General features: G+C 74.9%; 18 protein-coding genes. 9 read left to right on the forward strand and 9 right to left on the reverse strand.

The window, feature by feature from the left end:
- The first annotated feature begins 266 nt into the window (after window positions 1-266).
- From AB0Q99_RS04435 to AB0Q99_RS04450, 4 genes are all read left to right on the forward strand, one after another.
- Window positions 267-1,418 carry a 3-deoxy-7-phosphoheptulonate synthase gene (locus tag AB0Q99_RS04435; RefSeq protein ID WP_363569244.1) on the forward strand — a complete coding sequence of 384 codons (1,152 nt, stop codon included), beginning with the start codon at window positions 267-269 and terminating at the stop codon, window positions 1,416-1,418.
- Window positions 1,419-1,492: 74 nt separating this feature from the next.
- A complete protein-coding gene (locus AB0Q99_RS04440) occupies window positions 1,493-2,266 on the forward strand; it encodes a 2,3-dihydro-2,3-dihydroxybenzoate dehydrogenase (RefSeq protein WP_363568389.1) in 774 nt (257 codons plus the stop codon).
- A 28-nt stretch (window positions 2,267-2,294) separates the two neighbouring features.
- Window positions 2,295-2,918: an isochorismatase family protein gene (locus AB0Q99_RS04445; RefSeq protein ID WP_363568391.1), complete on the forward strand. Its 624-nt coding sequence runs from the start codon at window positions 2,295-2,297 to the stop codon at window positions 2,916-2,918.
- The gene (locus AB0Q99_RS04450; protein WP_363568393.1) at window positions 2,915-4,897 is read left to right on the forward strand and encodes an anthranilate synthase family protein; all 1,983 of its coding nucleotides are present in this window, start codon (window positions 2,915-2,917) and stop codon (window positions 4,895-4,897) included. The genes AB0Q99_RS04445 and AB0Q99_RS04450 overlap by 4 nt, the downstream gene beginning before the upstream one ends.
- 95 nt (window positions 4,898-4,992) lie before the next feature.
- On the opposite strand, the gene pcaB is transcribed toward AB0Q99_RS04450, so the two are convergent.
- The 5 genes from pcaB to AB0Q99_RS04475 are packed head-to-tail and all read right to left on the reverse strand — an operon-like array spanning window position 4,993 to window position 11,764.
- Complete coding sequence (gene pcaB / locus AB0Q99_RS04455) at window positions 4,993-6,408, reverse strand: 3-carboxy-cis,cis-muconate cycloisomerase (protein WP_363569245.1); 1,416 nt, start codon at window positions 6,406-6,408, stop codon at window positions 4,993-4,995.
- 23 nt (window positions 6,409-6,431) lie between these two features.
- On the reverse strand, window positions 6,432-8,411 hold the full coding sequence (locus AB0Q99_RS04460) for an FAD/NAD(P)-binding protein (RefSeq protein WP_363568394.1): 1,980 nt from the start codon (window positions 8,409-8,411) through the stop codon (window positions 6,432-6,434).
- Window positions 8,408-9,631 carry an FAD-dependent monooxygenase gene (locus AB0Q99_RS04465; RefSeq protein ID WP_363568396.1) on the reverse strand — a complete coding sequence of 408 codons (1,224 nt, stop codon included), beginning with the start codon at window positions 9,629-9,631 and terminating at the stop codon, window positions 8,408-8,410. The genes AB0Q99_RS04460 and AB0Q99_RS04465 overlap by 4 nt, the downstream gene beginning before the upstream one ends.
- Window positions 9,632-9,633: 2 nt before the next feature.
- Entirely contained in the window at window positions 9,634-11,202 is a 1,569-nt protein-coding gene (locus tag AB0Q99_RS04470; protein WP_363568398.1) for an AMP-binding protein, read from the reverse strand.
- Between the two features lie 19 nt (window positions 11,203-11,221).
- Window positions 11,222-11,764, reverse strand: coding sequence for an SRPBCC family protein (locus AB0Q99_RS04475; RefSeq protein WP_363568400.1), 543 nt, complete (start codon window positions 11,762-11,764; stop codon window positions 11,222-11,224).
- Window positions 11,765-11,930: 166 nt separating this feature from the next.
- On the opposite strand from AB0Q99_RS04475, the gene AB0Q99_RS04480 reads away from it, so the two are divergent.
- Window positions 11,931-12,923 carry an NADPH:quinone reductase gene (locus AB0Q99_RS04480; RefSeq protein WP_363568401.1) on the forward strand — a complete coding sequence of 331 codons (993 nt, stop codon included), beginning with the start codon at window positions 11,931-11,933 and terminating at the stop codon, window positions 12,921-12,923.
- A 40-nt stretch (window positions 12,924-12,963) separates the two neighbouring features.
- The gene (locus tag AB0Q99_RS04485; RefSeq protein WP_363568403.1) at window positions 12,964-14,637 is read left to right on the forward strand and encodes an MFS transporter; all 1,674 of its coding nucleotides are present in this window, start codon (window positions 12,964-12,966) and stop codon (window positions 14,635-14,637) included.
- Here AB0Q99_RS04485 and AB0Q99_RS04490 read toward each other — a convergent pair.
- From AB0Q99_RS04490 to AB0Q99_RS04505, 4 genes are all read right to left on the reverse strand, one after another.
- Window positions 14,565-15,398, reverse strand: a complete 834-nt coding sequence (locus AB0Q99_RS04490; protein WP_363568404.1) for a class I SAM-dependent methyltransferase — start codon at window positions 15,396-15,398, stop codon at window positions 14,565-14,567. The two genes, AB0Q99_RS04485 and AB0Q99_RS04490, sit on opposite strands and share 73 nt — an antisense overlap.
- Before the next feature lie 233 nt (window positions 15,399-15,631).
- A complete protein-coding gene (locus AB0Q99_RS04495; protein ID WP_363568406.1) occupies window positions 15,632-16,123 on the reverse strand; it encodes a DoxX family protein in 492 nt (163 codons plus the stop codon).
- A gap of 172 nt (window positions 16,124-16,295) precedes the next feature.
- Entirely contained in the window at window positions 16,296-17,858 is a 1,563-nt protein-coding gene (locus AB0Q99_RS04500) for a 4-hydroxyphenylacetate 3-hydroxylase N-terminal domain-containing protein (RefSeq protein ID WP_363568408.1), read from the reverse strand.
- Between the two features lie 86 nt (window positions 17,859-17,944).
- Window positions 17,945-18,604 (reverse strand): NAD(P)H-dependent oxidoreductase, encoded by a 660-nt coding sequence (locus AB0Q99_RS04505; protein ID WP_363568410.1) that lies wholly within the window; start codon window positions 18,602-18,604, stop codon window positions 17,945-17,947.
- Window positions 18,605-18,868: 264 nt separating this feature from the next.
- Between AB0Q99_RS04505 and AB0Q99_RS04510 the strand changes: the two genes are divergently transcribed.
- The 3 genes from AB0Q99_RS04510 to AB0Q99_RS04520 are packed head-to-tail and all read left to right on the forward strand — an operon-like array spanning window position 18,869 to window position 21,065.
- A complete protein-coding gene (locus AB0Q99_RS04510) occupies window positions 18,869-20,269 on the forward strand; it encodes a Rieske 2Fe-2S domain-containing protein (protein WP_363568412.1) in 1,401 nt (466 codons plus the stop codon).
- Window positions 20,270-20,304: 35 nt separating this feature from the next.
- On the forward strand, window positions 20,305-20,790 hold the full coding sequence (locus AB0Q99_RS04515) for a nuclear transport factor 2 family protein (protein WP_363568414.1): 486 nt from the start codon (window positions 20,305-20,307) through the stop codon (window positions 20,788-20,790).
- Complete coding sequence (locus AB0Q99_RS04520; RefSeq protein WP_363568416.1) at window positions 20,790-21,065, forward strand: ferredoxin; 276 nt, start codon at window positions 20,790-20,792, stop codon at window positions 21,063-21,065. Before AB0Q99_RS04515 ends, AB0Q99_RS04520 begins: the two co-directional genes overlap by 1 nt.
- Window positions 21,066-21,277 lie beyond the last annotated feature (212 nt).

Below are 21,277 nucleotides of genomic sequence, written 5' to 3' on the forward strand. Positions count from 1 at the left end.
AGTCGGACGGTGGCGGGGAAACCGCGGAAATGCGCGGCGGCGGCCCGCGGCCCTCCCGGGGAACGCGGCCGGCTGCCGACCTGATGCGGAAGCACCCCACCTGACACAGTGGCCCGAAGGGCGTTGGCCGCACCGCACACGAGACCCGAGACTGAGGCACAGTCAGCCACCGCTGCCCAGCGGACCGCGTGCACCCGCCGCCCCGGGAGACCACCGTGCTCACTCGTTCATCGCCCAAGGACGCACCGGTCACCGCCGCACGCGACCTGGAACTGGGTCCGGCGAGGCAGCAGCCCCAGTGGCCCGACCCGGACCTGGCCCGGCGGGTCCGCCGCCAACTGGCCGCCCTCCCGGGCCTGCTGGCAGCCGAGGAGGTGCTCGCGCTGCGCGCCCGGCTCGCCGCCGTCGCCACCGGCGCGGCCCTGGTGCTGCAGGCCGGCGACTGCGCGGAGGACCCCGCCGACTGCACCCCGCGCGACGTCGCCCGCAGATCGGACCTGCTGGACCTGCTCGCGGGCCGGATGGCGGAGGGCACCGGCCGCCCGGTGCTGCGGGTCGGCCGACTGGCCGGCCAGTTCGCCAAACCCCGCTCCGCGCCGACCGAACGGGTCGGCGACCTCGAACTGCCCGCCTACCGCGGGCACATGGTGAACGGACCGGAGCCCGCCGCGGAGCGCCGGCGGCCCGATCCGACCCGGATGCTCTCCGGCTACCGGCTCGCCGACGCCGTCCTGCGGTACCTGGGCTGGGCCGACCGGGGTGCGCACCCGCGCCCCGCGCCCGGCGTGTGGACCAGCCACGAGGCCCTGCTGCTCGACTACGAGGTGCCGCTGGTGCGCCGCTCGGCCTCGGGCCGGGCCTGGCTGTCGTCCACCCACTGGCCGTGGATCGGCGAGCGCACCCGGCAGGTCGACGGGGCCCACGTCGCACTGCTCGCACAGGTCGTCAACCCGGTGGCCTGCAAGGTCGGCCCGACCATGACGGCCGCCGAGCTGACGGCGCTGTGCGAACGGCTCGACCCGGGCCGGGACCCGGGCCGGCTCACCCTGATCACCCGGATGGGAGCCGACGGGATCGACGGCCGGCTGCCCGCCCTCGTCGCGGCGGCCCGGGCCGCGGGGCACCCGGTGATCTGGCTGTGCGACCCGATGCACGGCAACACCCTCGCCACCCCGGACGGCTTCAAGACCCGGCTCCTGCACCGGATCGTGCAGGAGGTGACCCGCTTCCAGGACGTGGTCGCCGAGGGCGGCGGCGTCGCCGGCGGCCTGCACCTGGAGGCCACCCCGGACGACGTCACGGAATGCGCCCGGACCTGGGCGGACGTCCCGCACGTCGGCGACAAGTACACCAGCCTCTGCGATCCGCGCCTCAACCCGGACCAGGCCGTCGAAGTGGTCTCGGCGTGGCGGGCGTGAGCACCGACTGGCCCGCGACCGCCCGGTGGGAACCCGAACTTCCCCACGCACACCCTGCAATGGAGGTCTGAACGATGGAGGACGCAGTCGTCGCCCTGGTCACCGGGGCAGCGGGAGGGATCGGCGCGGCCGTGGTCCGCGCGCTGGCACGGCGCGGCACCCGGGTCGCCGCGGTGGACCGGGACGCCGGACGGCTCGACGAGGTGACGGGGAAGATGGCCGCCGAAGGCCTGGCCGTCACCGCGTTCCCCGCCGACGTCACCCGCGCCGCCGAGGTGGAGGCGCTGGTCGACCGGGTGGAGAGCGCGCTGGGGCCGGTGGACCACCTGGTCAACGCCGCCGGCGTGCTGCACCTGAGCCCGGTGCGCGCACTGGCCGACGAGGACTGGGCCGAGACCTTCGCCGTCAACACCACCGGCGTGATGCACGTGTCGCGCGCGGTGGTCGACCGCATGGTGACCCGCTCCCGCGGCGCGATCGTCACCGTGGCCTCCAACGCGGCCGGCACGCCCCGCACGGAGATGGCGGCCTACGCCGCGTCGAAGGCCGCGGCGACGATGTTCACCAAGTGCCTGGCCCTGGAGGTCGCCCGGCACGGCATCCGCTGCAACGTGGTGGCCCCCGGCTCCACCGACACCGCGATGCTCCGCTCCATGTGGCACGACGAGACCGGGCCGCAGGCGACGATCGACGGCCGGCCCGAGGCCTTCAAGGTGGGCATTCCGCTCGGCAAGCTGGCCCGGCCCTCCGACATCGCGGACGCCGTGGTCTTCCTGCTCTCCGAGCGGGCCGGGCACATCACCATGCACGAGCTGACCGTCGACGGCGGCGCCACCTTGGGCGTGTGAGGAAACCTCGGGCGTGAAGGAGACGGCCATGGCGGGGATACCCCCCATCGAGCTTTACCCGATGCCGACCGCGGGCGACCTGCCCGAGAACGTCGCGGGGTGGGAACCCGACCCGGACCGGGCGGTGCTGCTCATCCACGACATGCAGCGCTACTTCCTGCGCCCGTTCCCGGACCCGCTGCGCGGTGAACTGATCGGCAACACCGCGCAGTTGCGGGAGCGCTGCGCGGGCCTCGGGATCCCGGTCGCCTACACCGCCCAGCCGGGCGGGATGACCGACGAGGACCGCGGCCTGCTCAAGGACTTCTGGGGACCGGGCATGCAGGTCGACCCCGCCGACCGCCGGATCGTCGACGAGCTGACGCCGGGCCCGGACGACTGGCTGTTCACCAAGTGGCGCTACAGCGCCTTCTTCCGGTCGGACCTGCGCGAGCGGATGGCGCGGACCGGCCGCGACCAGCTCGTCCTCTGCGGGGTGTACGGACACGTCGGGGTGCTGATGACCGCGGTCGAGGCGTTCAGCCACGACATCCGGACGTTCCTGGTCGCCGACGCGATCGGGGACTTCTCCGCCGAGCACCACCGGATGGCCCTCGACTACGCCGCCCGGCGCTGCGCGGTGGTCACCACGGTCAAGGCGTTCTGCGCATGACCGGGGCCGGCACGCCCGCCGCGCCGGACCCGCCGGGGACGCCGGACCTGCTGGGGACGGTCCTGTCGCCGCGGCCACCGGCGTTCGCGCTGATCCACCGGCCGGAGCGGACCGGCGGCGAGGTCCTGGACGTGCTCCTCGGCGAGGTGGCCGAGGTGGCCGCGCTGGCCGACCTCCCGCTGCCCGAGGTCCCGTTGGCCCAGCTCCCGCCGGCCGGACCGGCCGGCGGGGCCGTCGGCGCGGGCCACGACCTGCTGGTGCTGATGCCGTACCGGCAGCTCGCCGAGCGCGGCTTCGAGTGCACCGACGACGGTGAGCCGCTGCTGGCGATGACCGTCACCGCGCAGGCCGAGGTGCCCCGCCGCGAGGTGCTGGCCCGGCTGCCCGACCTGCCGATCCGGCTCACCGGCGAGCACTTCGACCTCGCCGACGACGCGTACGCCGACCTGGTGCGGACGGTCGTCGCCGAGGAGATCGGCCGGGGCGAGGGCGGCAACTTCGTCCTCAAGCGCTCCTACCTCGCGGAGATCACCGGCTACACGCCCCGGCACGGCCTGGCGCTGTTCCGCCGGCTGCTGCGGCAGGAGACCGGCGCGTACTGGACGTTCGTCGTGCACACCGGTGACCGGACGTTCGTCGGCGCCACGCCGGAGCGGCACATCAGCGTGCACGGCGGCACCGCCGTGATGAACCCGGTCAGCGGCACCTACCGCCACCCTCCGGGCGGCCCGGCCGTCCCGGACGTGCTGGCCTTCCTCGACGACCGCAAGGAGACCGACGAGCTCTACATGGTGCTGGACGAGGAGCTCAAGATGATGGCCGGGATCTGCGAGGGCGGGGGCCGCGTCCTCGGCCCGTACCTCAAGGAGATGGCCCGGCTGACGCACACCGAGTACGTCATCGAGGGGCGCACCGCCCGCGACCCGCGCGAGATCCTCCGGCGGACGATGTTCGCCCCGACCGTGACCGGGAGCCCGCTGGAGAACGCCTGCCGGATCATCGGCCGCTACGAGCCGGCCGGCCGCGGCTACTACAGCGGGGCCGTCGCGCTGATCGGCCGCGACGGCGGGGGCGGACGCACGCTGGACTCGGCGATCCTGATCCGCACCGCCGACATCGACCGGGACGGCCGGCTCCGGCTCGGGGTCGGGGCGACCCTGGTGCGGCACTCCGACCCCGCGTCGGAGGTCGCCGAGACCCGGGCCAAGGCGGCGGGGCTGCTGGCCGCGCTACGGGCGGACCAGGCAGACCGGGCCGATGAGCCGCACCTTCCACCCGGCCGGCCCGGGCGCCTCGCCGACGACCCGGGCGTCCGGGCCGCGTTGGCCCGCCGCAACCTCGGCATCGCCGACTTCTGGCTGACCGACCCGGACCGGCGGGCGGACCCCCGGCCCGCGCTGCACGGCCGCCGGGTGCTGGTGGTCGACGCCGAGGACACCTTCACCGCCATGCTTGACCACCAACTCCGGTCGATGGGAATGGACGTGACGGTCCGTCGGTTCGACCGGCCGTACGCCTTCGACGGATCCGACCTGATCGTCCTGGGCCCGGGCCCGGGCGACCCGCTGGACCTCGGCCGGCCCAAGATCGCCGGGCTGCACGCCGCCGTCGACCGGCTGCTGGCCGAGCGCCGGCCGTTCCTCGCGGTCTGCCTCAGCCACCAGGTGCTCTGCGCCCGGCTCGGCCTGGAGGTGGTCCGCAAGGACGTGCCGAACCAGGGCCTCCAGCGGGACATCGACCTGTTCGGCCACCCGGAGCGAGTCGGTTTCTACAACTCGTTCGCCGCCCGGAGCGACGACGACAAGGCCGAGTGCCCGGGGATCGGCGCGGTGGAGATCAGCCGCGATCCGGTGACGCGGGAGGTGCACGCGCTGCGCGGGCCCCGGTTCGCCTCGGTGCAGTTCCACGCGGAGTCGGTGCTCACCGTGGACGGCGTCCGGATCCTCGCCGACCGGATCGGCGAGGCGCTGGGCGAGTGACGCGGAAGGGGGCCCGCCACGGCCGGCGGGCCTCCTTCCGCGTCGAGCGGGCGCGGCGCCCCCGGGATGCCGCGCCCGCACTCCTGCCGCTCCGGTCACTCCTCCAGCGCCCGGTCGACCAAGGGCCCGGCGGCGCCGGTGTAGTGGGCCGGGTCGCACAGCCGCTCCAACTCGCCGACGGACCACAGGCCGTCGAGTTCCGGGGCCGCGGCGAGTACGGCGGACAGCGGCCGCCCGGACCGGTCGGCCTCCGCGGCGGCCCCGGTCAGCAGGCGCCGGGCGGCGGCCCGGCCGAGGGTGCGGCCCAGCACGGCCGCGATCCGCTCCGAGACGATCTGCCCCCCGGTGAGGGCGAGGTTGTCGCGCATCCGGTCCGCCCGCACCCGCAGCCCCTCGGCGAGTTCCACCGCGGTGTGCGCGGATCCCCCGGTCAGCCGCAGGCACTCGCGCAGCAGCTGCCACTCCGCGTGCCAGCCGCCGGCCGAGCGCTCGTCCTCGACGGCGAGGCACTGCGTCAGCCCGGCCGCGAGCACCGGGACCTGCAGCGCCGCGCTCCGGATGAGCGTCGCCAGCACCGGATTGCGCTTGTGCGGCATGGCGGAGGAGCTGCCGCGGCCGGGTGCCCCCGGTTCGGCCAGCTCCGCGATCTCGGTCCGGGCGAGGGTCTGCACGTCGAGCGCGATCTTGCCCAGGGCGCCGGCGGTGAACGAGAGCGCGGCGGCGAGGTCGGCGACCGGGGTGCGCAGCGCGTGCCAGGGCAGCCGGGGCCGGGCGAGCCCGGTCTCGGCGGCGAACGCGTCGGCCAGGGCGTCGGCGTACCCGCCGGGGTCGGCGGCGGCCTCCGCGCCGGCGTGGGCGAGGTAGCCGGCGAGGGTGCCGGCCGCCCCGCCGAGCGCCACCGGCAGGCCGTCCCGCCGCACCCGGTCCACCCGGTCGGCGGCGTCGAGCACCAGGCTCCGCCAGCCCGCGGCCTTCAGCCCGAACGTGGTGGGCACCGCGTGCAGCGCCAGGGTCCGGCCGGCCAGTACGGTGTCCCGGTGCCGGGCGGCCAGCCGGGCCAGCGCCTCCGCCGTCCGGCCGAGGTCCTGCCGGACCAGGCGCAGCGCCCGGTCGGCGACCAGCATGGCGGCGGTGTCGAGGACGTCCTGGCTGGTGGAGCCCTGGTGCACGTACCCGGCGGCGGCCGGGTCGTCGGCGGCGACGACCGCCGTGAACGCCCGCACCAGCCCCACCACCGGATTGGCCGTCTCCCGCGCCTCCAGCGCCAGTCGGCGCAGGTCGAGACGGTCGGCCCGGGCGGCGGCGGTGATCGCGGCGGCCGCCGGTGCGGGCACCGTCCCCAGCCGGGCCTGGGCCCGGGCCAGCGCCGCCTCGGCGTCGAGCATGGCCTGGAGCCACGCCCGGTCGCCGACGGCGGCCTCGACCGGAGTGCCGGCCCGAACGGGGGAGAGCAGGCCGGCGTCGGGATCGGCCCCGGGATCGGTGTCGGGATCGGTCTCGGCCGGCGGCATCGTCGAAGAGCGCTGCGCTCCCGTCATATCGGCACTCCCGTCAGGTCGGTCGGACCGCTCACCCGGCCGGGCGGGGCCGGTTCGCGCACCACCGGCGGCACGGCGAGCAGGGCGCGGGCGATGGCGTCGGCGTCGGAGAGGATCACCGAGTCGACCCCGGGCCGGATGCCGGCCGCGGTGACCCAGTGCACCGCCTCGGTGGGGACGCCGTAGGCGAAGCGGCGCGGGTGGGCCTGCCCGCGCGCGTCGAGCAACCGGTAGGGGCGCTCGGTGACGGCGAGCCCGCCGGTCTCGTGGGCGCCGCCGTGGGCGTCCGGGATCCGGTAGGCGGCGCACTGCTCGGTGCGGAGCAGGTGCAGCAGGAGCGGATCCGCGGTGCGGCGCAGGTCCGGCTCGGGCAGCCGGGCCTCGATCAGCACCCCGGACCGCACCGCCGGCCCCGGGGCGAGCGGCGAGTTGGCGACGAACCCCGGCGCGGCGGTGTCGATCCGTACCTCCGTGCCGGGCCCGGTGAGGGTCAGCACGCCCGCCTCGATCAGGGCGATCATCTCCTCGACCCGCGACACCGGCGGGCCGATCGAGAGGAAGGCGTTGAGCGGGGTGTACCACCCGTCGAGTTCGTCCCGGTGCGAGGCGCCCTCCAGACCGCCGTGGTCCACCGCGAGCCGGATCTCGTTGCGCAGGTCGCGCAGCACGTCCAGGGCCGCCTTCAGCGGGCCGCTCACGTTGCCCGCCCGCGCCTCCCGCACGTCCCGTTCCAGGTACGCCAGCAGCCAGTCGCGGAACTCCGCCCGCCCGGCGAACCGCTCCCCGGCGCACGGCCGGGCGAGCCGGTCCCAGTCCCACCGGTCCACCGGGGCGAAGCCGTGGGCGTCCAGCAGCCGGGCCCGGTCCGCCGGGTCGGGCAGCGCCAGGAACCGCTCGGTGAAGGCGTCCCGGTCGGCCGACCGCCCCCGGGACGCCAGCAGGGTGCCGTAGTAGACCGCCTCCACCTCCCGGGAGATCAGCGGCCACAGCTCGGTGCCGAAGCGGACCGGGCCGCCCGCGCGGCCGCGGCGGCGCAGCCCGGCGAGGAACTCGGGCGTCAGCAACCGGGGCCGATGGCGGCCGAAGGCGCCCTTCTCGTTCTCCCCGCGCGCCTGGTGCGGCACCCCCCGGCGGGAGAAGGCGTAGAGCCGGGGCTCCGCCCCGCCGGGCCGGTACCGCAGCCGGCCGCCGTCGCGGACGAAGGAGCCGCCCCGGCCGGCGGTCAGCAGCGCCAGGTAGTCGAAGAAGTTCAGCCCGAGGCCGCGCAGCAGCACCGGGCGGCCCGGCGCCACCGCGCTCAGGTCGGTGTCCGCGGGGTTGCCGGGCGGCACGTACGTGAGGTGGTGGATGCGGGCCAGGCTGGCCGTCCGCTCCTCCCGCGGGGTCAGCCGGGCCGGGAGGTGGCCCTGGGCCAGCACCACGGCGTCCAGGTCGTCCAGCCGGGTCCGGTTCTCCAGCCGGACCCCCTGCGGGCCGCCGGGCACGCCGTGGGTGTCCGCCATGGCGACGGCCCGCGACCGGTGCACCCGGATCCGCACCCGCTCGGGGGCGAGCGAGACCACCCGCCGGAAGGCGTCCCGGAGGTAGTGCCCGTACAGGGCCCGGGTGGGGTACGAGTCGGGGCCCAGCCGCCGGGCCTCCGCGAGGACCTCCTCGTCGTAGTCGGCCGGCGAGCCCAGCAGCGCCACGTCCTGCGCCCAGGCGTGCAGGCAGGGGCCCGGCTCGACCGGCCCGTCGATCCGCACGCTGGCGTCGGTGTAGACGGTGATCTGCGAGGCCACCGTGTTGGCCAGCAGGTGCCGGGACTGCCCGGTCCGCCAGACCGCGCCGGCGCCGGGGGCCTCCGGGTCGACCACGTGCACGGTGACCGCGGGGGCGCCCGGATCGTGCCGGGCGTTGGCGCACAGCCGCTCCAGGACGGACAGCCCGCGGGGGCCGGCCCCGATGATGCAGACCTCCAGGTGCCGGTCGGTCATCGGGCCGCCTCCTGCCGGGGGAGGGCGCCCGGGGCGCCGGCGGTGAAGTCCCGGGCGCCGTGCATCCACGCGAGGTGGTCGTGCAGGTCGTCCGGCGACATCGCGGACAGCGCCGCGTTCCTGGCCACGGCCGCCGCACCGGCCGGGTGCCACAGCGCGATGCTCGCCCGGGAGACCCGCTGGACCGCGGCGGTGCGCTCGCGGCGCAGCCGGTTGTACTCCGCGAAGCAGCGGGCGAAGTCCGTGCCGCCGCCCGGCGGGTCGCCCAGCAGGTCGCCCAGCACCACCGCGTCCTCCAGCGCCTGGCAGGCGCCCTGGGCCGCGTAGTGCAGCATCGGATGGGCGGCGTCCCCGAGCAGGGCGACCGGGCCGTCGGTCCAGCCGTCGACCGGCGCCCGGTCGATCAGCACCCAGGACTTCCACTGCTCGCCGAGGGCGAGCAGCCGGCGCGGCGTCGCGTCCAGCCCCCCGAACAGGTCGCGGACGACGTCCCGTTCCACCGGGACGCCGGCGAGCGCCCGGGTGGCGCCGTCGTCGAAGCTCGCGGCCAGGTTGAGGTACGCGCCCCCGGCGATCGGGTAGTGCACGAAGTGGCACTTCGGGCCGGCCCACCAGGTCACGGCGTTCCACCGGAGCCGCTCCGGCACCCGCTCCATCGGGATGATCGTGCGGTGGACGGTGATCCCGGAGACGCGCGGCGGACCGTCGCCGACCAGCTGCCGGCGGACCGCGGAGTGGATGCCGTCCGCGCCGATCAGCGCGTCACCGGTGACCCGCCCGCCGCCGTCGAGGACGGCCGCCGCGCGCGTGCCGTCCCGCTCGTACCCGGCGACCGACCGGCCGGCGCACAGCTCGATCCGCGCGACGGCGCGGCAGGCGGCGAGCAGCAGCCCGTGCAGCTCGCCGCGGTGCACCACCACGTACGGGTGGCCGAACCGCCGCCGGTAGCCCTCGGTCAGCGGCACGCCGGTGACGTGCTCGCCGGTGACGCCGTCCATGAACCGCAGCTCGTCGACGTGCACCGCGAGGGCCCGGACCTCGGCCCCCAGCCCGAGCCGGGCCAGCGCGTGCATCCCGTTCGGCGCCAGCTGGAGCCCGGCGCCGAGTTCGGCGAAGCGCTCACCGCGTTCGAGGACCACCACGTCGTGGCCCTGCCGGGCGACGGCCAGCGCGGCGGCCAGCCCGCCGATGCCGCCGCCGGCGATGACGACCCTCGCCATCCCTATCGGCCCCGGTTCCCGTTGCCCAGGGCCTTGGCCAGCTCCAGCCGCTTGATCTTGGTGGTGGCGGTCTGCGGCAGGTCCGCCTGCCGCCACTGGACCGGCTCCGCCATCGGGGGCAGGACCGCCGCGGCGCGGGCCCACGCGGCCTGGTCGAGCGGCTCGTTGTCCCGGGTGCACACCACCGGCACCGGCGTGCCGTCCCGGCCGGGCACGATGATCACCTCGGCCAGCTCGTCCAGCGCGGAGAACAGGGTGTCCTCGGCGGCCAGGGTGCTGCCGAACCCGGGGATGACGTCGACCTCGCGGTCGAGCAGGTGCAGGCAGCCCCACCGGGTGCGGTAGCCCACGTCGCCCATCCGCCACCACGCGTCGTGCTCCTGCGCGGCGTACCGCTCGGCCTCGCCCAGGTACGTCAGGACCCGGCCGTTGGTGCGGACCTCGATGTACCCGGGGGACTCCTCGGACACCGGCAGGCCGTCCCGGCTGACCACCCGGACCGCGGTCATGCCGGGGAACGCGTGGCCGACGCACCGGCCGTCGGCGTCCTCGCCGCGCCACCGGGTGAAGATCCGCCCCACCACCGGCCCGGCCTCGCTCTGGCCGTAGAGCTGGGCGAACAGCGGCACCCGGTGCCGGGAGGCCCCCAGCATCCGCCGCACCGTCCGGGGGTGGATGGCGTCGAAGGTGCTGCTGAAGTACTTCACCTGGGCCAGCGGCCGGCGCGGGTCGTCCACCAGCTCCTCCCAGCGCATGAACGTGTTGGGGTGGGCCTCCACCACGCCCGGACGCAGCCGGGCGAACAGGTCGGCGGTCCGCCGCGGGTCGTCGTCGGCCAGCATGACCAGCGGGAAGCCGCGCAGCAGCGCGATGGCCATCGCGGTGAACAGCCGGGAGTGTACGAAGGACACGTGCACCGCCACCGGGCGCCGCTTGCGGACCAGCGCGACCGCGGCGGCCTGCGGCCGGTAACGGGCCTGCAGCGTCCAGCCGGTGTGGACGGCCAGCTTCGGCAGACCGGTGGTGCCGGAGGTGTGCGTGATCAGCGTCGGGTGGTGGGCGGACACCGCGACCGGCGCCACCCGCGGCGCACCCGCCAGGTCCCGCAGCGGCAGGGCGTCGGGATGCCCGCCCGCGGCGAGCAGCACCCGGCGCGCGTGGCCGAACACCGCGGCCGGCAGCTCACCGTCCAGCTTCGCCTGGTCGGTGACGAGGTAGGGCCGGTCCACCCGGCGCACCAGCTCGGCGACGGTCGCGCCGTCGAGCTGCGGCGACAGCAGCACCGGCACCGCGCCGATCCGGGCCGCCACGCACGCCAGCAGCGTGATGTCGAAGCTGTTCGTCTTGTAGACGACCACCCGGTCCCCGGGCCGCACCCCGGCCGCCCACAGCCGGGACGCGAAGTCGTCGACCAGCTCAGCGATCTCACCGACGGTCAGCCGGCGGCCCAGCTCGGGCGCCAGGTGCAGATCGTGGTCGAGGACCACGACGTTGGCCGGATGCCGGGCCGCCACCCGGTCGAACAGCGTGCCCAGCCGGATCCCGCGATTACCCACCCGTTGCAGCAGCATGTACCGCCCCTCCTCCCGGTTACGCCTGCTCGACGATCGCCTTGACGCGCTCCACCGTGGCCCGGAGGTCCCCGGCCAGCTTCTCGGTCCACTCGGCGAGGAACGCGCGCCGGGTGGCCTCGTCCATCTCCGCGGTGATCCCCCGGATCCCCTCGGTCGCGGCGCCCATCCGCAGGCCGTGCACCAGGACGCAGCCGTCGCCGTCCGGCGCGATCTCGTACGACCAGACGCTGTCCTGCGGGTTCCCGGCGCTGTCCCGCATCGCCCAGCGGAACACCCGCCCGGGCTCGGCGGCGACCACCTGCGACTCGGTGCGCCAGACACCGCGGACGACGGGCGCCCACGCGACGACGTCCCGCGCGCGCAGGTTCTCGCCGCGGAAGACGGCGCCCACCGCCCCCGGGCGGCCGGACACCCACGTGCCGCCCGTGCACTCCGGGCTCCACTCGGCGCTCCGCGGCAGATCGCTGACCACCGCGTACACCTCGGCCGGCGTCGCGGCGATCCGGGTCCGCGCCCGGACATCGAACAACGGCGTGATCTGGGAACTGGTTGAGGTCATGGGTCGAATCTGGTCCGGGCGGCCCCGGCAGTCAAAGAACGGGCCGCGGGTGCGTCAAGTCCGGCCCGGTGCGTCAAGTCGGTCCGTGAAAAGCGAGTTGACGAAGCCTCAGCAGCTTTCGCCGGGCGCCGCCGCGCCCGGTGGCGCCGGTGCCAGAATCGGCGGCGTGCTGGCTGCCTATGTGGACCGACTCGGACCACCCGAAGAGATACGGCACGGCGAACTCCCGGCCCCACGGCCCCGAGCGGACGAGGTCCTGGTCGACGTCCTCGCCACCACGGTCAACCCGGTCGACACCTTCGTGCGCTCCGGGCAGTACCCGACCGCACTGGACTTCCCGTTCGTGATCGGCCGGGACGCGGTCGGCGTGGTCGCCGCGGCGGGCGCCGACGTCACCGGCTTCGCCCCCGGCGACCGGGTGTGGTGCAACAGCCTGGGCCACGACGGCCGGCCCGGAGCCGCCGCGGAACAGGCCGCGGTGCCGGCCGACCGGCTCTACCACCTGCCCGAGGGGGTGACGCCGACCGCCGCGCTCGCCGTGGTGCACCCCGGGGCCACCGCCTGGCTCGCGCTGTTCCGGCACGGCGACCTGCGGCCCGGGGAGACCGTCCTCGTCGCGGGCGCCGCGGGCAACGTCGGCAGCGCGCTCGTCGTGCTGGCCGCCGAAGCCGGCGCCCGGGTGATCGCCACCGCCGCCCGCCACGACCTGACGTACTGCCGCGGCCTCGGCGCCGCCGAAGCGCTCGACTACGCCGACCCCCGCCTGCCCGCACACCTCAAGTCGCTCAGCCCGCAGGGGATCGACGTGCACCTGGACACCTCCGGCCGCAACGACCTCGCCACCGCCGTCGACCTCCTCGCCCCCCGGGGCCGGATCGTGCTGCTCGCCGGCGCATGCACCCACCCCGTGCTGCCGGCCGGGGCGCTCTACACCAAGGACGGCTCGATCCGGGGCTTCGTCATCTCCCGGGCCACGACCGCCGAACTGGCCGCGGCCGCCGCCGACCTCAACCGGTTGCTCCCCACCGGACGGCTGCGCGCCCGGCACACCGAGACCCTGCCACTGCCCGCCGCCGCCGAGGCCCACCGACGCATGGAAGCCGGTGAACTGCACGGCAGGCGACTGATCCTGGACATCGCCGGGGCCACGGCACGCTAGCCACCGCCCCGGCCACCGCCGACCGAGGAGGCCCCGCCCGATGGAACGCCGATGGTGGACGCTGCTGGTGGTGTGCGCGTCGATGTTCATGCTGCTGATCGACGTCAACGTGGTCGTCGTCGCCCTGCCGGACATCCAGCACGCGCTCGACGCGAGCTTCGGCAGCCTGCAGTGGATGACCGACGCCTACGCCCTCACCCTGGCCGCCCTGCTGCTCACCGCCGGCTCCCTCGCCGACACGTACGGCCGGCGGCGGGTGTTCGCCCTCGGCCTGGTGGTCTTCACCGGCGGCTCGCTGCTCTGCGGCCTCGCGCCGAACGCCCCGGCCCTGATCCTGTTCCGCGCGGTGCAGGGGATCGGCGGCGCGATCCTCTCGGCCACCTCCCTCGCCCTGCTCGCCGGTTCCTTCCAGGGCCGGCAGCGCGGGGTCGCCTTCGGCGTCTGGGGCGCGGTCGCGGGCGTCGCGACCGGGCTGGGCCCGGTCCTCGGCGGCCTGCTCACCGGCGGCACCGGCTGGCGGGGGATCTTCCTGGTGAACGTGCCGGTCGGCATCGCCGCCCTGGTCGTCACGGCGCGCCGGGTGGACGAGTCCCGCGCCCCGGCGGCCGGCCGGATCGACTGGCCCGGCGTCCTGACCCTCACCACCGGGCTGTTCGGCCTGGTGTACGGGCTGATCACGGCGAGCGAGGACGGCTGGGGGAAGCCCGGCGTGCCGCTCCGGCTCGGCCTGGCGGCGACCTGCCTGGTGGCGTTCGCGGTGGTCGAACGGCGGGTGCCGGAGCCGATGTTCGACCTGTCGCTGCTGCGCATCCCGACCTTCGTCGGCGGCTCGGTGGCGGCCTTCGCGATGAACGCCTCGCTGTACGCGTGCTTCGTCTACCTCGTCCTCTACCTGCAGAACGGCCTCGGCGGCGGCCCGCTGGTCACCGGCGCCCGGCTGCTGACCGGCTCCGCCGTCACCTTCGTCGCCGCCTTCGTCGCGGGCCGGCTGACCGGCCGGGTGCCGGCGCGGTGGCTGATCGGCCCGGGCCTGGTCCTGGTGGGCGCCGGCCTGCTGCTGATGCGGGGCCTGACCGCCGGCTCGGACTGGACGCACCTGATCGCCGGGCTCGTCGTCTCCGGCCTCGGCGCCGGCCTGGTCAACCCGCCGCTCGCCTCGACGGCGGTGGGCGTGGTGCGGCCGCAGCGCTCCGGGATGGCCTCGGGGGCCAACCAGACCTTCCGGCAGATCGGCATCGCGGTCGGGGTCGCCTGCTACGGCACGATCTTCGCGGCCTCCCTGCACGCGACGCTCCGGCGGCGGCTGGGCGACCTCCCGGCGCTGCGCGGGCAGGTCGAGGAGCTCGCCGGCGCGGTGCACCGGGGAGTCGCGGACCGGGCGGTGGCGCTCGCGCCGGCGGAGGCCCGCGACGCGCTGGCCGATGCGGTGCGGACCGCTTTCGCCGACGCGCTCAACGCCGTGCTGCTCGTCGCCGGCCTGGTGGCGCTGGTGGGCGGGGTGCTGGCCACCGCGCTGATCCGCGGCCGGGACTTCGTCGGCCCCGGCCCCGGCCCCCTGGCGCCGGGGGCAGGGGCAGGGGCGGCGCCGGGGGCGGAGACGGTGGGACGGGAGGCGGCAGGACGGTCGGGCCGACCCGCCCGTCAGACGACGGCCCCGAGCAGGAACGACTCGCCGACGTCCGGCCGCAGCCCGTCCGGCCGCCCGGCGAAGTAGCGCTCGGTGAGATCCGCCGTCGAGACGTGCCGCACCTCGTGCAGCCCGCACTCGCGCGCCAGCCGGAGCATCTCCTCGGCGGTGAAGAAGCTGCGGAACCGGATCGGGTAGTGCGGCTGCTCGCCCTCGGCGGCGACGGTCTCGGGCGGCAGCAGGAAGGTCATCGCGAGGGCGGAACCCGGGGCCGCCTTCGCCGCCTTGGTCAGGGTGTCCGCGACCGCGTCCTTGGTGAGGTACATGCTGACCCCGGTGCTGGCCAGCACCGCCGGCCGGTCCGGGTCGAAGCCGGCCTCGACCAGCCGCTCCCACCAGTCCTCGTCGGCCTCGAAGTCGACCGGCACCATCCGCAGCCAGTCGGGCACGCCGTAGCCGAGCTCCTCCAGCCGCTTGCGCTTCCACTCCTGCGGTCCGGCCTGGTCAATCTCGAACACCCGCATCCCGGCGGCGGGTTCCGGCCGCCGCTGGGCGAAGGTGTCCAGACCGGCGCCGAGGCTCACGTACTGCCGCACGCCGTCGGCGAACCGCGCGGCGACCAGGTCCTCGACGAGCCGCGCCCGGGCGACGACGCCCGCGCGGAACCCGCTGGTGGCGTTCCTGCCCATGTCGGGGCGGCGGCGCCAGTTCGCGCCCGGCGCGACGAGTTCCAGGCCGATCTCGTCCTCCAGGACGTGCGGGGGCGCGTCGACCTGGACGTGCATGGCCCGCCAGAGGGCCACGCGCACGGCTGTCGACTCGGGTGCGACGGTTCGCTGGGCAGGCATGGCGTACTCGCTCTCGGTGAGTGGATCACCGATCACGGTAGGTCATGCGCGGGGCCCGCGCAGGGCGCGACGGGCGGCTCCCGGCGTCCGGGCCGGTGTTCCGGCGCCGGTGCCGTCCCGCCGGGTTCACCCGATGGAATGACGCCGCTCGGCACCCTCGCGGGAGCCGAGCGGCGTCGGGCCGGTGCGTCCCGGTGTGCTTCTCAGGACGTCTCGTCCCGGTACGTCTCGTCTCAGTACGTCTCGTCGCGGAACAGGCGCCACACGGCCGTCCCGGAGGCGACGCCGAGCGCGAGGGCGCCCACCCCCCAGACCGGACCGGTCCGTTCGCGGCCGAGCAGGCGGTCGACGGAGAGCGCCCCCGGGCCGTCCCAGGCCAGGCAGGTCGCCGCGGTGGCCAGGACCACCGGGTACTCGTAGCCGCCGTTCTCGGCCCACAGGCCCTCCCGCCGGTGCACGGCCGCGGCGTTGACCATCTCCCCGATGAGGGCGGCCGCCGCCAGCGGGGTGGCCGTCCCGGTCACCAGGCCCACGCCCGCGGCCAGTTCGGTGACGCCCGCCAGGGTGGCCATCGCCCGGCCGTTGCGGTACCCGAACTTCTCGAAGTTCTCCGCCGTCCGCTCGTGGCCCGATCCGCCGAACCAGCCGAACAGCTTCCGTCCGCCGAAGCCGATGGCCAGTCCGCCGACGACGCCCCTGATGATCAACCGGCCCGTACCCGCCATCGCCGTCCTTCCGTCCTCCCGGCCGCGCCGGGGATCGAGGTGCGCTCCGTGCGCCGACCGCCGCCGGCGGCCCGCGGCGTGGTGCTAGCGCGCTAGCACCCTAGCCTCCCCGGTCGCCGGTGATCCAGGTGTGCGAGTGGGGAGATTCCCCGCTCGCACACCGGCGCGGCCGCTACGACGAGGGCTGGCTCTTCGCCGGGTACATCCCGGTGAGCGGCTTGGTCGGCGGGGGCGGGGGCGCCATCGCCGGCACCTCGGGCGAGAGCGGGATGTCCAGGCTCCGGTCCGAGCCGGCCAGCGCCCGGTCCACCGCGCGGTGGATCTCCGTCTTGTCCGCGCCCAGGTAGAGCCCGGCGGTCAGCCGCACCGGGTCGCCGCTGTAGTAGTTGACGTACTGCATGAGCCGCTGGCCGAAGCCGTCGCCGGTCACGTCCCAGGCGAGCTTGAACAGCCGGACCCGCTCCTCCGCCGGGACGCCCGGACGGCCCCGCACGAACTTGTCGATGAGCGGGCGCAGTTCCTCGTTGGCGAAGTCCCCGCCGGACGGCGCGTAGAAGAAGTTGCCCGCCGCCAGGATCTGGATGACCTCGACCATCCGGCGGTGCGTCGGCGCGGTCTGCATCAGGAACGCCATCATGCCCGGCAGGTACGGCACCCAGGTGCCGTCCGGCAGCGGCGCGGCCATCGCCTCGGCGCCGTAGAACAGCGTCCGCAGCGTTTCGAGCCGGGAGATCAGCTCGCCGAGCTTCTCCTGCACGTGCAGGAACTCGTTGATCCCGGTCGCGTCGGCGACCTTCGTCGCGATGCCGCACAACAGCTCCGTCGCGGCCAGGCCGCGTGCGCCGTTGACCACCAGGACGCTCGGGTCGTTGCCGAGCACCCGGTTGACCAGGTCACGGCTGCCGGGCCGGCCGTCGACGACGACCCGGTCCCACGGGACCAGGACGTCGTCGAAGACGGCGATGCAGTCCATCTCCTCGAACCGGCTGCTGAGCGGGTGGTCGAACTCCGTCCGGCCGGCCGGGGCCACCGGCTCGCGGCAGATGAACTTCAGCCCCGGGGTGTCGGTGGGGATCGCGAACACCACCGCGTAGTCGTCGTCGCCCGGGGCGATGCCCCCGAAGGGGACGACCACCAGCTCCTCCGCGAACGGCGCCATGGTGCTGAGCATCTTCGCGCCGCGGACGACGATCCCCTCGTCGGTCTCCCGCACCTTCCCCAGGTGCAGGAACGGGTCCTCCTGCTGCGAGGAGGTCTTCGAGCGGTCGATCGCCGGGTTGATCAGCACGTGCGTCATGAAGAGGTCGTTGTCCCGCACGTGCTCGTAGTACCGGCGGGCGTTCTCGCCGAACCGCTCGTCCAGCTCGCCGAACACCGGGGCGTTGGTGTGCCAGCCCAGGACGAACGCGTTCATGAAGTCGGGGGAGCGGCCCATCATCCCGAAGGTGTGGTCGGCCCGGAGCTTGAAGTGCCGTCGTTTGGCGACCAGGTCCTCCTTGCTCCGGCACGGCTGGAACGAACGCGACAGCCGTTCACCCGTCGTGGGGGACGGGTAGGTGCAGATGTCGACGTACCGCGGGTCCAGTTGGAGGTCGTACTGCTCCGCGACGGTCCGCAGCGGGCCGGCGAAGACCGGTTCCTCGGTGACGTGGGTGATGCGGCGGCCGTTGAGGTAGATCTCCGGCCGGAGCGACCTCAGGTTGTCCAGGTACTGCTTCCCGGTGCGTGCGGGCACGGTGTCCTCCTTGGCGGGCGGTGGGCGGGAGTTGCGGCTCGGTCGGGGAGGGCTCCCTCGCGTCAGCCGGGGAGGGCCCCCTCGCGTCAGCCGGGGAAGGCCCCCTCGCGCAGGGCGAGGTTGCGGCCCGCCGCGCGGGCCCGTTCCTCGGCGGCGATCCGGGTCCGCGCGGCCAGTTCGGTGAACCGGTCCAGCGCCGGATCGACCCCGACCAGCGTCAACTCGCGCTCCACCACGTCGAGTCGCAGCTCCCAGACATCGCTGAACATGCGCCGCATCCAGCCGATGGCGTGGTCCCAGCCGTCCCGCGGGGTGCCCGGGCCGTAGGCACCGCCCCGGGCGGTCACCAGCACCGCCGGCTTGCCCGTCAGCGGCTTCCGTCCGCCCGGGGCCATCCGCGGATCGGTGAGGACGAGGTCCACCCAGGTCTTCAGGTGCTGGGAGACACCGAAGTTGTAGAGCGGCGCCGCGACGACGACGGCGTCGGCGGCGATCAGTTCGTCGGTCAGCGCCGAGGCCAGCGCCAGGGCGTCTCTCTGTTCGGGCGTGTGCCGGTCCGGGGGAGCGAACCGGGTCGCCACCGCGGCGGCCCAGGCGGTCGGCGGCAGCGGGGACTCGCCGAGGTGGCGCCGGACCACCGGCGCGTCCGGGGTCGCGGCCCGCCACTCCTGCTCCACGAGGTCGGCGAGCAGGGCGGTGCTGGATCGGGGGCCGAGGATGCTGGTGTCCAGGCGGAGGAGGGACATCACGAACTCCGGAGGTCGGACGGGCGGGTTGCGGCGTTTTCCTGCGCAGGTCGATGCCCCGTCCGAGGGTCATCGGGAAACCGCCGGCTGTCAATGACGCCGGGAAATGTCCCGGAGTTCTCCGTCCGACTGGGGAATTTCCCCGGTCGGACGAGCGGGCCGGTGGCGCGCTGATCGTTGACGACGAACTCGCGGGGTTGTCACAATCGTCGCGAATCATGTGCGGGCAGGGCGTCGTTCGCGTGCCCCTAGGGAGGTTGCCACATGAAGTCGAGCCCGGATTTCGGCACGGATCTCGCCACCGGGGTGGTGAACCGGGAAATCTATACCAGCGAGAAGATCCTCGCGCTGGAACGGGAAAGGATATTCACCCGCACCTGGCACTACGCCTGCCTGACCCGCGATCTCAAGAAGCCCGGCGATTACTTCACCGTTTCCATCGCGAATCAGCCGGTGCTCGTGGTGCGGGGCGACGACGGGGAGATCCGCGCGTTCCACAACGCCTGCACCCACCGCGGCGCGATCCTGACCGGCGAGCGGTGCGGCAACCAGGGCCGGATCCTCAAGTGCATGTACCACGCCTGGGCGTTCAACCTGAAGGGTGAGCTCACCGGCGTGCCCTACGAGGACGGCTACGGGCCGGACTTCGACCGCGGCGCCCTGGGCCTGAAGCCGGTGCACTGCGAGACCTTCCACGACCTGGTCTTCGTCGCGATCCGGCCGACGGTGCCGTCGCTCACCGACTTCCTCGGCGAGATGACCGACTTCCTCGCGCCGTACGTGCAGGGCATCGAACCGATCGGCCGCAACAGCTGGATCTACGAGGGCAACTGGAAGTTCTGGCACGAGAACTTCCGGGACGACTACCACGCCGAGTTCACCCACCGCAGCATCCGCGACCTGCTGGTCGGCACCGCGGCGAAGGGCTGGAACTGGGGCGCGGAGCCGGGACACTCGGTCCTCCAGTGGGCCTTCCCGCCGCTCGACCCGCCGAAGTACGCCCGCGCCCTCCAGCGGTTCAGCGGCGTGGACTTCTCGGACGGCACCATGCCGGTCGGCTGGAACAGCATGCTCGCCCAGGGCCCACCCGGCCCGCCGGAGGGCTTCGGTGGCCCCGGTGGCCCGGGTGGCCCGGGTGGTCCCGACGGTTTTGGTGGTCCTGGAGGCCCTGGAGGCCCTGGAGGCCCTGGAGGCCCTGGGGGACCTGGTGGTCCCGAGGGCTTCGGGGGCTTCGGCGGCGGCGAACCGCCGGAGATCCGGCAGGAGGTGCTCGCGCTCTTCCCCAACCTCGACATCCAGCCCGGCCCCAAGGACACCCCGCGCGGCATGAAGGCGGGGTACATCCAGACGGTCACCCCGCTCGGCGTCGACCGCGCCCGGGTCGACATCACCGTCTACTCGGACATCGAGGACGACGCGGCAGCGCGGCAGGAGGTGCTGGAGAACCTCGCCGACACCCAGGGCTCGTGGGGCAAGCTCAGCTGCGACGACACCGAGGCGGCCGCCCGCTGCCAGATCGGGGTGCGCGGCGAGGGCGGCCGGCACAGCCTCTTCACCCGCGGGGTCAAGCCCGGCCAGGGCGGCGAGGGCGCCGACGTCCGCGACGAGTACTCGCAGCGCGAGTTCTTCCGGGTCTACCAGCAGTACCTCCAGGACGAGTCGTGAGCGGCCCGACGACGGAAGGAAGGCGCGACACCGCCATGTCCACAGCGGCCATGACCTCTCCCGGCCTGCGCGGCGAGGTCGAGGACCTCTACGCGTCCTACGCCCTGACGATGGACGACAAGCTCCCCAACGAGTGGGTCGGCCTGTTCGTCGACACCGGGCTGTACGCCGTCGGCACGCACAACAACGTCTCGACGACCGGCATGTGGTGGTACACCGACCGGGGCCCGGGCGCGCTGAAGGAGCGCGCCGCCTTCATGAACGGCTACCTGCGCCACAACCCGACCCGGACCCTGCACACCATCACCAACGTGCGCGCCCGCGAGACCGAGGACGGCCGGATCAAGGCCGAGGCGTACCTCGTGCTGTACGTCGCCGACCGCGTCGAACCGTCCCGCTTCCATGTCTGCGGCCGCTACGACGACCTCCTGACCCGGACGGAGGACGGGCTGCGCTTCGTCGAGCACCGGGTCGTCCTCGACGCCGAGACCATGCCCGGCAACATGGGCGTGCTGCTCTGATGCCGCCGCGGCGGGAGCAGGGCGGCACGGCCCGGGTGGCGCGCGTCGAGGTCGACCTGACCCGCTGCGCGGGCTACGGCCACTGCGTGGACGCCGCGCCCGAGGTCTTCCGGATGAGCGACGTCGCGGAGGTCGCCGAGGTCCTGCGGCCCGAGCCCGGCCCCGAACTGGCCGACTCCGTACGGGAAGCGGCGCGGATCTGCCCGGCCCACGCGGTGTTCCTGGTCAAGGACCGGTCGTCGGACGGCCGGGACGGGGCCGGGCCGGCGGGCTGAGTCGGCGGGGTGAGCGGCCCCCGCCGCCCGCCTCGCGCGCCCGACGGCACACGTGCTGCCCGACGGCCCCCCGACCGGGGGCCGTCGGGCACTCGTGCGTCCGGCGGCGCGTGCGGCGGCGCGTGCGCGGCGCCGCACCCGACGCCGAGGCCCGCGGTCCGCCGTGCCGTGGGCCACGGCGGACCGCGGGGCACGCCGGACCGCGGGCCTCG

The organism is Kitasatospora sp. NPDC086791, assembly GCF_040685975.1.
GTDB lineage: Bacteria > Actinomycetota > Actinomycetes > Streptomycetales > Streptomycetaceae > Kitasatospora.